14 protein-coding genes are annotated in these 13,139 nt (G+C 59.8%); 12 read left to right on the top strand and 2 right to left on the bottom strand.

The features are described 5' to 3' along the window. Positions 1–116: 116 nt before the first annotated feature. Positions 117–1,637: a polyamine aminopropyltransferase gene (locus tag DYE40_RS01490; RefSeq protein WP_115307419.1), complete on the top strand. Its 1,521-nt coding sequence runs from the start codon at positions 117–119 to the stop codon at positions 1,635–1,637. A 96-nt stretch (positions 1,638–1,733) separates the two neighbouring features. Here DYE40_RS01490 and ttcA read toward each other — a convergent pair whose 3' ends face one another. Further along, complete coding sequence (gene ttcA / locus DYE40_RS01495) at positions 1,734–2,669, bottom strand: tRNA 2-thiocytidine(32) synthetase TtcA (protein WP_115307420.1); 936 nt, start codon at positions 2,667–2,669, stop codon at positions 1,734–1,736. A gap of 129 nt (positions 2,670–2,798) precedes the next feature. On the opposite strand from ttcA, the gene DYE40_RS01500 reads away from it, so the two are divergent. From DYE40_RS01500 to DYE40_RS01550, 11 genes are all read left to right on the top strand, one after another. Continuing rightward, positions 2,799–4,046, top strand: coding sequence for a lipoprotein-releasing ABC transporter permease subunit (locus tag DYE40_RS01500; RefSeq protein WP_115307421.1), 1,248 nt, complete (start codon positions 2,799–2,801; stop codon positions 4,044–4,046). Beyond that, positions 4,039–4,737: a lipoprotein-releasing ABC transporter ATP-binding protein LolD gene (lolD, locus tag DYE40_RS01505; protein ID WP_115307422.1), complete on the top strand. Its 699-nt coding sequence runs from the start codon at positions 4,039–4,041 to the stop codon at positions 4,735–4,737. Before DYE40_RS01500 ends, lolD begins: the two co-directional genes overlap by 8 nt. Before the next feature lie 131 nt (positions 4,738–4,868). Continuing rightward, positions 4,869–6,038, top strand: a complete 1,170-nt coding sequence (gene metZ, locus DYE40_RS01510) for an O-succinylhomoserine sulfhydrylase (protein ID WP_115307423.1) — start codon at positions 4,869–4,871, stop codon at positions 6,036–6,038. A gap of 91 nt (positions 6,039–6,129) precedes the next feature. Continuing rightward, positions 6,130–6,333 carry a DUF2788 domain-containing protein gene (locus DYE40_RS01515; protein ID WP_115307424.1) on the top strand — a complete coding sequence of 68 codons (204 nt, stop codon included), beginning with the start codon at positions 6,130–6,132 and terminating at the stop codon, positions 6,331–6,333. A 323-nt stretch (positions 6,334–6,656) separates the two neighbouring features. Then, entirely contained in the window at positions 6,657–7,703 is a 1,047-nt protein-coding gene (locus DYE40_RS01520) for an ABC transporter permease subunit (protein ID WP_115308236.1), read from the top strand. Positions 7,704–7,780: 77 nt separating this feature from the next. Continuing rightward, positions 7,781–8,212 carry a type II toxin-antitoxin system RatA family toxin gene (locus DYE40_RS01525; RefSeq protein ID WP_115307425.1) on the top strand — a complete coding sequence of 144 codons (432 nt, stop codon included), beginning with the start codon at positions 7,781–7,783 and terminating at the stop codon, positions 8,210–8,212. Beyond that, positions 8,205–8,498, top strand: coding sequence for an RnfH family protein (locus DYE40_RS01530; RefSeq protein WP_115307426.1), 294 nt, complete (start codon positions 8,205–8,207; stop codon positions 8,496–8,498). Before DYE40_RS01525 ends, DYE40_RS01530 begins: the two co-directional genes overlap by 8 nt. Beyond that, complete coding sequence (pth, locus tag DYE40_RS01535; protein WP_115307427.1) at positions 8,495–9,067, top strand: aminoacyl-tRNA hydrolase; 573 nt, start codon at positions 8,495–8,497, stop codon at positions 9,065–9,067. The genes DYE40_RS01530 and pth overlap by 4 nt, the downstream gene beginning before the upstream one ends. 56 nt (positions 9,068–9,123) lie before the next feature. Then, positions 9,124–9,684, top strand: coding sequence for a hypothetical protein (locus DYE40_RS12725; RefSeq protein WP_115307428.1), 561 nt, complete (start codon positions 9,124–9,126; stop codon positions 9,682–9,684). Between the two features lie 161 nt (positions 9,685–9,845). Then, on the top strand, positions 9,846–10,916 hold the full coding sequence (leuB, locus tag DYE40_RS01545; protein WP_115307429.1) for a 3-isopropylmalate dehydrogenase: 1,071 nt from the start codon (positions 9,846–9,848) through the stop codon (positions 10,914–10,916). 133 nt (positions 10,917–11,049) lie between these two features. Then, the gene (locus DYE40_RS01550) at positions 11,050–11,652 is read left to right on the top strand and encodes a hypothetical protein (RefSeq protein ID WP_115307430.1); all 603 of its coding nucleotides are present in this window, start codon (positions 11,050–11,052) and stop codon (positions 11,650–11,652) included. Between the two features lie 89 nt (positions 11,653–11,741). Here the strand turns inward: DYE40_RS01550 and DYE40_RS01555 are convergent, their stop codons facing one another. Continuing rightward, on the bottom strand, positions 11,742–13,124 hold the full coding sequence (locus tag DYE40_RS01555) for a TolC family protein (protein WP_115307431.1): 1,383 nt from the start codon (positions 13,122–13,124) through the stop codon (positions 11,742–11,744). Positions 13,125–13,139 lie beyond the last annotated feature (15 nt).

Genomic DNA, 13,139 nt, shown 5'->3' on the forward strand with positions numbered 1-13,139 from the left:
CAGTTTGCTTTTCCCATGTCAGGCCGGGCGGAAAAGGCCGTCTGAAAACGGGAAAACGGTTTTTCAGACGGCCTGCGCTGCTATAATCCTCCGCTCCTCCACAGGCCGTCCGAAATATGAATCACGCCTCCCACCGTACCCTTATTGTCTCCGTATTTGTTGTTGCCAGCTGCGGCCTTGCCTACGAGCTCATCATCGCCGCGCTGGCCAGCTATCTTTTGGGCGACAGCATTTTCCAGTTTTCCTCCGTTATCGGCCTGTATCTCTTTTCGATGGGCATCGGCGCACACCTGACCAAATACATTGCCGACCGGGACGCGCTGGCGCGTTTTGTCGAAATTGAGCTGCTGGCAGGCATAGTGGGCGGGCTGTGCGCGTTGGCTCTGTTTGTCGCCTTCGGGCTTTCCGCCGCGCCTTTCCGCACCCTGCTTTACGCTTTTGTGCTGATTGTCGGCACGGTGGTCGGCATGGAAATCCCGCTGGTCATGCGGGTGCTGAACCGGCAGCAGGCCGATTTCAAAGAGCTGGTGGCGCGGGTGCTGACGTTTGACTATCTCGGCGCGCTGGCCGTGTCGCTGCTGTTTCCGCTGGTGCTTGCACCCAGGCTGGGCATGGCGCGTTCGGCCCTGCTGTTCGGCATTGCCAACGCCGTCGTCGCCTGCCTGACCGCACGCGCTTTCAAGGAGCAGCTTGCCGGCTACCGCGCCATCCGCCTGCGTGCCTTTTTTGTCTTGTCCGTACTCGCCGCCGCCTTCTTTTACGCCGACAGCATCACGCTCAAAGCCGAGCAGAGCTACTTCGGCGATCCGATTGTTTACGAACGCCACTCGCCCTACCAGCGGCTGGTCGTTACCCGCTGGAAAGACGACACGCGGCTGTACATCAACGGCAACCTGCAGTTTTCCTCGCGCGACGAAGCGCGTTACCACGAAGCCCTCGTGCTGCCCGCAATGCAGACCGCCGCCCGTGCCGGCAACATTCTGATTCTCGGCGGCGGCGACGGGCTGGCGGCGCGGGAAGTGTTGAAATATCCGCAGGTGGAAAAAATCACGCTGGTGGATTTGGATCCCGCCATGACCGAGGTTTTCAAAAATTCCGCCGTTTTAAGTGCGTTGAACCGGGGCTCGCTGTCGCACCCGAAAATGCGCATAATCAACGACGACGCGGCCAAATGGCTGGAAACCGTGCGGGAAAAATTCGATGTCATCATCATCGACCTGCCCGACCCTTCCAATTTCTCATTGGGCAAACTTTATTCCGTGCCGATGTACCGACTCGTATCGCGCCATCTCGCGCCGCAGGGAAAAATCGCCGTCCAGTCCACTTCGCCCTATTTCGCGCCCAATGCCTACTGGTCGGTGGTGGCCACGCTCGAAGCGGCCGGACTGCACACCGCGCCGTATCACGTTTATGTCCCCTCTTTCGGCGAATGGGGCTTTGTTTTGGCAGGCTTCGGCACGGATTTTTCCGTGCCGCAGAAATTCGACGTACCCACCCGCTACCTCAACGCCCAAACAGCCGCCGAAATGTTCCGTTTCCCGCCCGATATGGCGCGGCGCAAAGTCGAACCGAACCATTTGAACACGCAGATTCTGGTGAACTATTTCGAGCAGGACTGGCGCAACGTCATCCGCTAGCCGCAGGCTGCGAAGAGGCCGTCTGAAAACGCATTCCTGTTTTCAGACGGCCTCTGCCGTATATAAACGGAAACAAACGGCACACCGCCGCGCGGCCTATCCTTTCGGCCGGTTGTCGAGAATATTGAACACCTTGCGCGGCTTGGCAATATGGATTTCCTCCCCGCCGAGGCCGTCTGAAAAACGTTCCGGCACGCTTTCGCCGTCAAACGCCAAATCGCCGCCGTGTTTCAGCACCTGCCCGCGTTCCAGCCCGGCAAAGTCAAACAAATCCGTATCGGCCAGATGCGAAGGCACCACATTGCGCAGGGCGGAAAACATCGATTCGATGCGGCCGGGAAAGCGTTTGTCCCAGTCTTTGAGCATCTCGCCGATTACCTGCCGCTGCAAATTGGGCTGCGAGCCGCAAAGGTTGCACGGAATAATCGGAAACCGCTTGATTTCGGCATAGCGGACCAGGTCTTTTTCCCGCACATAGGCCAGCGGGCGGATAACGATGTGTTCGCCGTTGTCGGAAACCAGTTTCGGCGGCATGGCCTTGAGCTTGCCGCCGTAAAACATATTCAAAAACAGCGTGGCGAGAATGTCGTCGCGGTGGTGGCCGAGCGCGATTTTGCTGCATCCGAGTTCTTTGGCGGTGCGGTACAGGATGCCGCGCCGCAGGCGGCTGCACAGCGAACAGGTGGTTTTACCCTCTTCCAGCACGCGCTTTACGGTGGAATAAGTGTCTTCTTCGACAATTTTGTACGGAACGCCGATGCTTTCGAGATATTCGGGCAAAACGTGTTCCGGAAAGCCCGGCTGCTTCTGGTCGAGATTGACCGCCACCAGCTCGAAATCCACCGGAGCACTCGATTGGAGCTGGCGCAGAATGTCGAGCAGGGCGTAGCTGTCTTTGCCGCCGGAGAGGCAGACCATGATTTTGTCGCCCGGATCGATCATATTGAAATCGTTAATCGCGCTGCCTGCGGCATGGCGCAGGCGCTTGTGCAGCTTGTTGTTTTCGTGTTCGGTTTTCGGTTTGTGGGACATAGCGTCTGTTCCGCGCAAAAAGGCGCGATTATAGCCCAAAGGCCGTCTGAAAGCCCTGTTTCGCGGTTTTCAGACGGCCTTTGCGGTACAATGCCGCCCTTTGATTGGCAACACAGCGGTAAACCAACAATGCTTTCATTGGAAACATGGATAGGCCTGCGTTATCTGCGGGCAAAAAAACGCAGCGGCTTTATGTCGTTTATCGGCGTCATTTCGATAGTCGGCATCGCCATCGGCGTAACCGCCCTGATTGTGGTGCTGTCGGTGGTAAACGGCTTCCAGAAAGACGTGCGCAGCCAACTTTTCAGCGTCGCGCCCCATGCCGAAATCGGCTTTTACGAACCCGACGGCGGAAGCTGGCAGGAGCTGCGCAAACTGGTGGCCGGCAATAAAAGCGTAACCGGCTCCGCCCCCTATATCGCCGACCAGGCACTTCTGGCCAACAACGGCGAAGTGCGCGGCGTACAGCTTCGCGGCATCGAACCCGCCGAAGAAAAACAGGTGGCCGACTACTGGCAGAAAATGACCTACGGCCGTTTTGAAGACCTCAAAGCGGGCGAGTTCGACATCATCCTCGGTCAAGACCTTGCAGACGCGCTGGGAGTGGAAGCGGGCGGCAAAGTAACCGTCATCACCCCCGAAGGCAACGTAACGCCCGCAGGCATGGTGCCGCGCCTCAAACAGTTCAACCTCGTCGGCACGGTGAAAACCGGCATCTACGAACTCGACAACTCGCTGGCGATGACCCACATCAAAGACGCGCAAACCCTCTACCGCACCGATTCCGGCTTCGGCGGCCTGCGCCTGAAACTGGCCGACCCGCAAAACGCCCCCGCAATCATATCCAAGCTGCTGCCCGCCTCCGCCGCCGAAAAAGTGTGGGTGCGCGACTGGACGTTCAACAACCAGTCCTACTTCAACGCCGTGGAATTGGAGAAAAAAATGCTGTTCGTCATCATGTTTTTCATCAGCCTCGTGGCCTCCATCAACCTCATCTCCACCCTCATCATGACCGTAACCGAAAAGCAGTCCGCCATCGCCATCCTGCGCACCCAGGGCCTGCCGCCCTCCGGCATCATGAAAATCTTTTTCGTACAAGGCACCCTGCTCGGCCTCACCGGCACCTTCTTCGGCACCCTGCTCGGCCTCCTTTTGGCCTACAACATCGGCGCGATACTCAAATGGGCCGAAGGCCTGATGGGGCGCAAACTCATCGAATCGAAAGTGTACTTTCTCGACTACCTGCCCTCGCACGTCGTATGGAGCGACGTGGCCGCCATCGCCGCCATCTCCATCGGCCTTTCCCTCTTGGTAACGCTCTACCCGAGCTGGCGGGCGGCCAAAACCGAACCTGCGGAGGCGCTGCGTTATGAATAATCCCGCAAACAATCCCGCACAGGCCGTACTGCACTGCGAAGCCGTCTGCAAAAGCTACAACGACGGCGTACTCGACGTGCGCGTACTCGACCGTCTCGACCTGCGCGTCAATACCGGCGAAGGCATCGCCATTGTCGGCGCGTCAGGCAGCGGCAAATCCACCCTGCTGCACATCCTCGGCGGCCTCGACAAACCCACCTCCGGCCGTGTCGTCCTGATGGGGCAGGACTTGGCGCAGATGAACCAGAAAGCCATCGGCGCGCTGCGCAACCGCCATCTCGGCTTCGTCTACCAGTTCCACCACCTGCTGCCCGAATTTTCCGCATTGGAAAACGTCATGATGCCCCTGTTAATCGGCAAAACGCCCACAGCCCAAGCCAGAGACAAAGCAATGGCGATGCTGGAAAAAGCCGGCCTCAAAGAACGCGTGCGCCACCGTCCCGGCGAACTTTCCGGCGGCGAACGCCAGCGCGCCGCCATCGCCCGCGCCCTCGTAACCGAACCCGCCTGCCTCCTGGCCGACGAACCCACCGGCAACCTCGACCGCCAAAACGCACAAAAAGTGTTCGACATGATGCTCGATTTGCAAGCCGAGCTGGGTACCGCCCTCGTCGTGGTAACCCACGACGAGGGCCTTGCCGAACGCTTCGGCCGCGTGCTCACCATGACCGACGGACGGCTCGAAGGATAAGGCCGTCTGAAAACGGATGCAGACGGCTGCGGCGGGAGCAAGCCCCTTTTCAGACCGCCTGACACCTTGAAACCGCCCGCAAACAGGCGCAGAATGCCGCCTTTACCCGATTTCACAAACGGACGTATTGCATGAACGACACACTCCACCCGCAAACCCTCGCCATACGCGGCGCGAAAGAGCAAACCCCGTTCAACGAACACAACCAGGCACTCTTTCTCACCAGCAGCTTCATGTTCGACGACGCCGCCGAAGGCGCGGCACTCTTCAAAGGCGAAAAACAAGGCTACACATACAGCCGCACCGCCAATCCCACCACCGCCGCCTTCGCCCGCCGCATCGCCCTGCTCGAAAACGGCGAAGCCGCCGTCGCCACCGCCACCGGCATGGCCGCCATCAACGCCGCCATCCTCACCTTCCTCGGTGCGGGTGACCACCTCGTTTGCAGCCGCAGCCTCTTCGGCACCACCGTCGGCCTGCTGAACAACCACATCGCCCGCTTCGGCATCGAAATCAGCTTCGTCTCCCAAACCGATCCCGAACAATGGCGCGAGGCCGTGCGTCCCAATACCAAAATGTTCTTTTTGGAAACCCCGTCCAACCCCCTCAACGAAGTGGCCGACTTGGAAAAACTCGCCGCCATCGCCCATAACGCAGGCGCGCTTTTGGTTGTGGACAACAGCTTCCTCACCCCCGTATTGCAGCAGCCCCTGAAATTCGGCGCGGACCTGTCCGTCCACTCCGCCACCAAAGCCATCGACGGCCACGGCCGCGTACAGGGCGGAGTCGTTGTCGGCCGCAAAGAGCTGATGCAGCAGGTGCAGATGTATATGAACGCCTGCGGCCTTTCCATGTCGCCCTTCCATGCCTGGGTGCTGCTCAGCGGCGTGGAAACCCTGCCCCTGCGTATCGCCGGACAATGTGCCAACGCCGACCAAATCGCCGCCTGGCTGCGGCAGCAGCCGCAAATCAAACGCGTATACCACTCCGGCTTCGCCGACCACCCGCAGGCAGATTTGGTCAAAAAACAGCAGGAAGGCGGCGGCATCGTCATCGCCTTTGAAGTGGAAGGCGGACAGCAAGCGGCTTGGAAACTGCTTGACTCCGTCAAAATCTTTTCCAAAACCGCCAACCTCGGCGACGTGCGTTCCACCATCACCCACCCCTGGACCACCACCCACGGCCGCATGACCCCCGAAGCCAAACACGAAGCCGGCATCAGCGAAGGCCTGCTGCGCATCTCCGTCGGCCTCGAACACCCCGGCGACCTGATTGCAGACTTGGAACAAGCCATGAAATAACCCGCCGCCCATTTTTCAGACGGCCTCCAGCCCGAAGAGGCCGTCTGAAAAACCAACCCGCCCACACACAACACAAAAAGGAAACCCGAACATGAGCGAAGCGGAATTTACAGCTTGGACCATGCGCATCTGCCTGACCGTCCTCGTCATCTTCCTCGGATTTATCGTTTACGACCTCGGCAAAAAATCCAATGCCGGCAAGTTCGGCATGTTCATCCTCTTCTTCGTGCTCGGACTCGGCGTATTCGGCTTCCTGTTCAAAGAGCTGTTAATCGGTTTCCTGATGAAAAAATAGGCCGTCTGAAAACCGCTGCCGCCAAATACACGCCCTGCCGGAACGCATAAAGCGCAGCGGCACGGAACGGATTAAACCGTCGGCACCAATACCGGCAAACAGCAGATACGGACGATGCAGCGTCCCGCCTTTCCCAAGCAGGGCAGTTCCAAGCTGCCTATCGGCATCTTGTGCAAATGCGCAAACGCGGAGCGGCTCAAAAGCCGCTTTCCCACCGTGCCGGCTGCTTGAAGCACGCAACAAAAATACCTGGGTCCGGCCTGCAAACACACAGCAAGTCAAAATTCAACCTTTCAGACGGCCTCTGCCGCCGCCAAACCGCCATGACCCGATACATCCTCAAACGCCTGCTGCTGATCATCCCCACCCTCTTCGGCATCCTCGCCCTGACCTTCGCCGTCATCCAATTCGTCCCCGGCGGCCCCGTCGAACAGCTCGCCGCCCAGCTTTCGGGCAGCGGGGCGGCGGGCGAAGCCGCAAGCGGCGGCGGCAGAATGTTCGGGCAAAACCGTCTCACCGCCGAAGACCTCGCCGCCCTCAACACCCTCTACGGCTTCGACAAGCCGCCCCTGCAACGCTTTTGGGAAATGTCCCTGCGCTTTGCCCGCTTCGATCTCGGCCAGAGCTTTTTCCACCAGGAAAGCGTTGCTACCCTCATCGCGCAGAAACTGCCCGTTTCCATGAGCCTCGGCCTGTGGAACTTCTTCCTTACCTACCTCATCTGCATCCCGCTGGGCATCGCCAAAGCCGTGCGCGACGGCAGCCACTTCGACCTCATCACCGGTCTCGCCATCCTCATCGGCTACACCATCCCCCCTTTCGTTCTCGGCCTGCTGCTGCTTGTCTTCTTCGGCGGCGGCAGCTTCTTCGCCTGGTTTCCCCAAGGCGGCTTCACCGGCGACAACTGGGACCAGCTCTCCTTCTGGGGTAAAACCGCCGACTACCTCTGGCACATCGCCCTGCCCGTTGCCGCCTCCACCGCCGGCAGCCTGGCCGTAACCACCGTCCTCACCAAAAACATCTTTCTCGAAGAAATCCGCCGCCAATACGTCTACACCGCCCGCGCCAAAGGCCTGGACGAAAAACGCATCCTGTTCGGACACGTTTTCCGCAACGCCGCCATCCCCCTCATCACCGGCTTCCCCGCCGCCTTCATCGGCGCGTTCTTTACCGGCAGCCTCCTTATCGAAACCCTGTTCTCCCTCGACGGCCTCGGCCTGCTTTCCTACGAAGCCGTCATCAAGCGCGACTATCCCGTAGTCATGGGCACCCTCTACGTCTTTACCCTCGCCGGCCTGCTGGCCCGCCTGCTGACCGACCTGGCCTACGCCGCTGCCGACCCGCGCATCCGTTTCGGCAAAAACACCTGAGCCGCCGCACGTCCGAACCGCTCCGAATGCTATAATCGCGCCCTTTCTTCCCGCCGCACACGCCCTTAGCGAACACCATGAAAACCGTAGAAAAAAACGTCCTCGTCCCCCACAGCGCAGCGCAGATGTTCGATTTGGTGGACAAAGTCGAAGACTATCCGAATTTCCTGCCCTGGTACGGCAAAACCGAAGTCCTCTCCCGCACGGAAAACGAATTGCAGGCGCGCCTCCACATGGATTACAAAGGCGTGAGGCAGTCTTTCGCCACGCGCAACCGCAACATCCCCGGCCGCGAAATCCGCATGGATCTCATCGACGGCCCGTTCAAAACCCTGCGCGGCTCGTGGCACTTTGAAGATCTCGGCGGCGACTGCTGCAAAATCGCCTTCAAACTCGAATACGGCTTCGCCAACCCCGTGCTTGCCGCCCTCATCAGCCCCGTATTCGGCCACCTGGCCGGCAAACTTGTCGAAGCCTTCGTGGCCGAAGCCGGAAAACGCTATGATTGAAATCGAAATCGCCTACGGCACGGCAGAAACGCAGTTCCTGCAATGCCTTACCGTACCCGCAGGCACCACCGCCCGCCAAGCCCTGCTGCAAAGCGGCCTTGCCGCCGCCTTTCCCCAAGCCGACCTCTCCGCCCCGTTGGGCATCTTCGGCAGACAGGTAAAAGACGACACCCCCCTGCGCGGGGGCGACCGCGTCGAACTCTACCGCCCGCTGGCGGCCGATCCCAAAGAAGCCCGCCGCCGCCGCGCCGCCCGCAAACCAAGCCAACAAGACACGACAGCATGAACATCAGACTCATCGCCGGACTCGGCAACCCCGGAGCCGAATACGAACACACCCGCCACAACGCCGGATTCTGGTTTCTCGACGAGCTTGCCCGCCAATGGAAAGCCGTGTGGAAACACGAAAAAAAATACGCCGGCCACATCGCCCGCGCCACCCGCCCCGAAGGCGAAGTGTGGCTGCTCAAGCCCGACACCTATATGAACCTCTCCGGCAAAGCCGTGGCCGCGCTGGCACAGTTTTACAAAATCAAGGCAGAAGAAATCCTCGCCGTCCACGACGAACTCGACCTTCCCTGCGGCAGCGTCCGTTTCAAACTCGGCGGCGGCAACGGCGGCCACAACGGCCTCAAAGACATTCAGGCCAAACTCGGCACCCCCGGCTTCTACCGCCTGCGGCTGGGCATCGGCCACCCCGGCGACCGCAACCTCGTCGTCGGCTACGTCCTCAACAAACCCTCCGCCGCCGAGCGCGGGCTGATAGACCGCAGCATAGAGAAATCCCTCCAAGCCATGCCCCTTGTGATGGCGGGCGACAGCGAAGCCGTCCCACGCCTCCTCCACAGCAAATAAGCAACGAACCGCCCGCTTTTCAGACGGCCTCATCAAACCGACAAACAAGGAAAACCATGAAAACCACGTTACGCCTCCTGCCCGCCCTCCTGCTGCTGGCCGCCTGCTCCGCACAGGAAGCCGACAGCCCGCCGCCCGCCGAGCCCGCCGCCACACCCGTCCCGACGGCATCTGCGCCCGCACCTGCCGCGCCTCCCACCCCTGCCGCATCTGCCCCCGCGATACGCGGCAGCGGCAGCATTGAAAAACAAAACCTCCCAGAGCTGATGATAGAAGGCGCGGCACGCAACAGCCTCTCCGTCGTTTACGACCCGCAGGGCCGTCCCGAAAAAATCGAATACGGCTTCGGCAGCAACTACCGCGTCCACCACTACCGTTTCCTCTACCGCGACGGCAAGCCCTCCTCCGCGCAAGCCGATACCCTCTACTACCGTCCCAACGGCAGCCCCGACACCGCCAAAACCCGCAGCCAGCACATCCTTTTTGACGACGACGGCGCAATCGCCGTCAACGACACCGGCAACCCGCCGCCCGAACGCCCCATCGACCCCGAAAAATGGCAGACGGAAATCCTGATGATTAGCGGCATTGCCGGCAAATACAGCAGCGCGAAATAGCAGCCCGCAACCTGCGCCACGCCGCCTTGCCGCACGCGCCACATTCCGCAACGCCCCTCCCGCCGCACAGGCGGCAAGTGCGCCAACCCGTTTCAGACGGCCTGTCCGACCCGTTAAGGCCGTCTGAAAAACCGTTTCACCCACCCGAAAGGAAACCCGAAATGACCAAGCAAATCGCCATTCTGCCCGGCGACGGCATCGGCCCCGAAATCACCGCCCAAGCCGTACGCATCCTCGACAAACTGATTTCAGACGGCCTCGATGCCGAATACCGCTACGCCCCCATCGGCGGCGCAGGCTACGACGAATACGGCCACCCCTATCCCGAGTTCACGCAAAACCTCTGCCGCGCCGCCGATGCGGTGCTGCTTGGTGCGGTCGGCTCGCCGCAATACGACAATCTGGAACGCGCCCTGCGTCCCGAACGCGGCCTGCTGGCCATCCGCAAAGATTTGAACCTGTTTGCCAACCTGCGTCCCGCCGTGCTGTATAAAGAGCTGGCCAACGCCTCCACGCTCAAGCCCGAAGTCGTGGCCGGCTTGGACATTCTGATTGTGCGCGAACTCACCGGCGACATCTATTTCGGCGAACCGCGCGGCATCCGCACGCTGGAAAACGGCGAACGCGAAGGCTACAACACCATGAAATACAGCGAAAGCGAAATCCGCCGCATCGCCAAAACCGCCTTTGAAGCCGCACAAAAGCGCGGCAAGAAACTCTGCTCGGTCGACAAAGCCAACGTACTGGAAACCACGGAACTGTGGAAAGAAATCTTCAACGAAGTCGGCAAAGACTATCCCGACGTGCAGCTCTCCCATATGTATGTGGACAACGCCGCCATGCAGCTCGTGCGCGCGCCCAAGCAGTTTGACGTGATCGCCACCGGCAATATTTTCGGCGACATTTTGTCTGACCAGGCCTCGATGCTCACCGGCTCCATCGGCATGCTGCCCTCGGCCTCGCTCAACGAAAGCGGCAAAGGCCTGTACGAACCCTCGCACGGTTCCGCGCCCGACATCGCCGGCCAAGACAAAGCCAACCCGCTGGCCACCATTTTGTCGCTGGCCATGCTGCTGCGCTACAGCCTGAATGACGAAAACCGCGCCCGCCAAGTGGAAAACGCCGTGCAAAGCGTGTTGGAACAAGGCCTGCGTACCGCCGATATTTTTGAAGAAGGCACGACTTTGGTTTCCTGCTCGCAAATGGGCGAAGCCGTTTTGGCCGCGCTGTAAGGCCGTCTGAAAAACACGGCAGCAAGACAAGGAACACACATCTTCTGCCGGAAAGCAGCAGTCAGGCCGTCTGAAAAGTTTTCAGACGGCCTGTTGCCCGCACCGGACGCAAAATCAAGATAAGGGAAAAAATATGCAAGTGAAAAAAAATCCGCCAAACGCCGCCGTCCGCTCCGCCATCCTTGCCGCCATCGCCGCCGCGCTGCTGGTAAGCGCGGTCTTCCAATTCGTCATCCTGCCCGGAAAACAGGAACAGACCCGGCAGCAAATCAAAGCGGAAGTAGATCAAGCCGTCGGCAAAATACAGGAAACCACACGCCAAACCACGCAGCAGACCATCCGCGAAATGGAAGCGCAGGCCAAGCGGGAAATCGGCGAAAAAACCCTGCTGCTGCGCGACTTGTCCGACGGTGTCCGCTACGGCTCGGCCGTCCGCACCGAGGTTGCCATATACCTGGCCGACCGGGGCCGCCTGCCTGCCAGTATGGACGAACTCTACCCCGACGGCATCGGCCTGCCCGCCGTGCTGGAAAAAGTCGATATTGGCGCACAAGGACGCGTCATCCTCCACTACGCCCCGAAAACCAAACTCAATGGCACCGTGATCCTGACACCCGACGTGGACACCAAGCATATGATGATACGCGAATGGATCTGCACCACGTCCGACTTCGCCTTCATCGCCGAAGCCTCTCCGGAGTGCAGCTACATTCCGCAGGCAAACACGGCGCAATAAGCGCACAGCGTCTGCAAGCAAACAGGCCGTCTGAAAAACATTCAGACGGCCTGTTTTATGCGGATTCGGGGCAAAAAGTTTCAGACGGCCTATTTCGGCGTGTAACGCCCCGCCATCGCTTTGTAAACCATGTTTTCGTATTTCAAGGCTTCGTATTTCCGGTTTGATACTTCCTGTGCCGAAGCGTATTCGCTGTTTAGGGCTTCGAGCCAGTCTTTCAGTTCGTTTTTGCCTTGCCGGTAGCGCACTTGGTAGTAGCGGCTGTTTTTGCGATCGAGCGCGTAACGCTGCTCCTGCTTGTCGAGCTGCTCTGCGGCGTTTTGATAGGCCAGATAGTTGGTATGGACTTCGTTAAGGGCGGCGGTCAGGGCTTTTTCAAACGAAAGGCGGGCGTTGTCGAAATCCGCCTGCGCGGTTTTATCCTTCCATTTCAGCGTATTCCAGTTGAGAAACGGCAGATTGACCGCCACGGTGCCGCCCAGCACGGGGATTTTGAACATGCTGTCGGCCTTGTCCGACGAAGTGCTCAAAGTCGCCCCCAGCGTAATGCTCGGATACCAGCTCCGTTTTTGCGCATTGGCCGACTGCAATGCCGATTGGACGCGGTATTCGGCAGCGCGCAAATCGGGACGGTTGGCCAGCACGGTAACCGGCACGTCCAGATTCACGCCTTTTACCGGCGGCAGGCGGTAGCCGTCGGGATCGGCGGCTACCGCCTCCCCGGGCTTCAGATTGAGCAGGTTGCGCAGGGTTTGGATTTGCGTATTGCGGCTGTTGCGCAGCGAAATCAGGCTGTTTTGCGCGGAAAGCAGCGACTGCCGCGCCTGCGTCGGCTGGCTGGAATCGGCGCGGCCGTGGCGGAATTTGGCCTCGGCGATGCGGGCGGTGTCCCGATACTGCTCCACGGATTTTTCCGCCAGCTCCAACGCTTCGTTGAGGTAGGCGATATTGAAATAGGCATCGGCCACATTGTTTGCCAGCGTAAGCCGCGTATTGGCCATATCCTGCTGCGTGGCCCGGTATTCCCATACCTGCGCGTCGGCGGTTGCTCTGAGCTTGCGCCACAAATCCAATTCGTAGCTCAAACCGAGCTGGCTGCCGAATGTGTTGCCGCGATCGCCGGTTTTCAGGTTTTTCGAGGTGGCGGCATTGAGCGAACCGTTAAACGAAGGCACCAAATCCGCGCCGAGGATATTGGCCTGATACAGGGCTTTATTGACGCTGATTGCGGCCTGTTTCAGGTCGGTATTGTTCGCCAATGCCTGCCCGACGAGCGCGTCGAGCGCGGGGCTTTGGTAGATTTCCCACCAGTTGCCGTTTACGTCATACCGCTGCGCGGCCTCGGCTGCGGACATCACTTGTCCGCCGGACTCGAGCGTGAGGCTTTGATTGGTGCTGTGCACGGCGCAGCCGCTTAATGCGGCGGCAAGAATAAGGGAAGAGGCCGTCTGAAAAATAGCTTTGCTTTTCATAATATCGTTCCGTTT

Origin of the sequence: Kingella potus (assembly GCF_900451175.1) — a bacterium.
GTDB classification, from domain to species: domain Bacteria; phylum Pseudomonadota; class Gammaproteobacteria; order Burkholderiales; family Neisseriaceae; genus Neisseria; species Neisseria potus.

Coding starts and splice junctions, on each gene's coding strand:
- DYE40_RS01490 (WP_115307419.1), top strand. CDS start 117: ATGAATCACGCCTCCCACCGTACCCTTATTGTCTCCGTATTTGTTGTT.
- ttcA (WP_115307420.1), bottom strand. CDS start 2,669: ATGTCCCACAAACCGAAAACCGAACACGAAAACAACAAGCTGCACAAG.
- DYE40_RS01500 (WP_115307421.1), top strand. CDS start 2,799: ATGCTTTCATTGGAAACATGGATAGGCCTGCGTTATCTGCGGGCAAAA.
- lolD (WP_115307422.1), top strand. CDS start 4,039: ATGAATAATCCCGCAAACAATCCCGCACAGGCCGTACTGCACTGCGAA.
- metZ (WP_115307423.1), top strand. CDS start 4,869: ATGAACGACACACTCCACCCGCAAACCCTCGCCATACGCGGCGCGAAA.
- DYE40_RS01515 (WP_115307424.1), top strand. CDS start 6,130: ATGAGCGAAGCGGAATTTACAGCTTGGACCATGCGCATCTGCCTGACC.
- DYE40_RS01520 (WP_115308236.1), top strand. CDS start 6,657: ATGACCCGATACATCCTCAAACGCCTGCTGCTGATCATCCCCACCCTC.
- DYE40_RS01525 (WP_115307425.1), top strand. CDS start 7,781: ATGAAAACCGTAGAAAAAAACGTCCTCGTCCCCCACAGCGCAGCGCAG.
- DYE40_RS01530 (WP_115307426.1), top strand. CDS start 8,205: ATGATTGAAATCGAAATCGCCTACGGCACGGCAGAAACGCAGTTCCTG.
- pth (WP_115307427.1), top strand. CDS start 8,495: ATGAACATCAGACTCATCGCCGGACTCGGCAACCCCGGAGCCGAATAC.
- DYE40_RS12725 (WP_115307428.1), top strand. CDS start 9,124: ATGAAAACCACGTTACGCCTCCTGCCCGCCCTCCTGCTGCTGGCCGCC.
- leuB (WP_115307429.1), top strand. CDS start 9,846: ATGACCAAGCAAATCGCCATTCTGCCCGGCGACGGCATCGGCCCCGAA.
- DYE40_RS01550 (WP_115307430.1), top strand. CDS start 11,050: ATGCAAGTGAAAAAAAATCCGCCAAACGCCGCCGTCCGCTCCGCCATC.
- DYE40_RS01555 (WP_115307431.1), bottom strand. CDS start 13,124: ATGAAAAGCAAAGCTATTTTTCAGACGGCCTCTTCCCTTATTCTTGCC.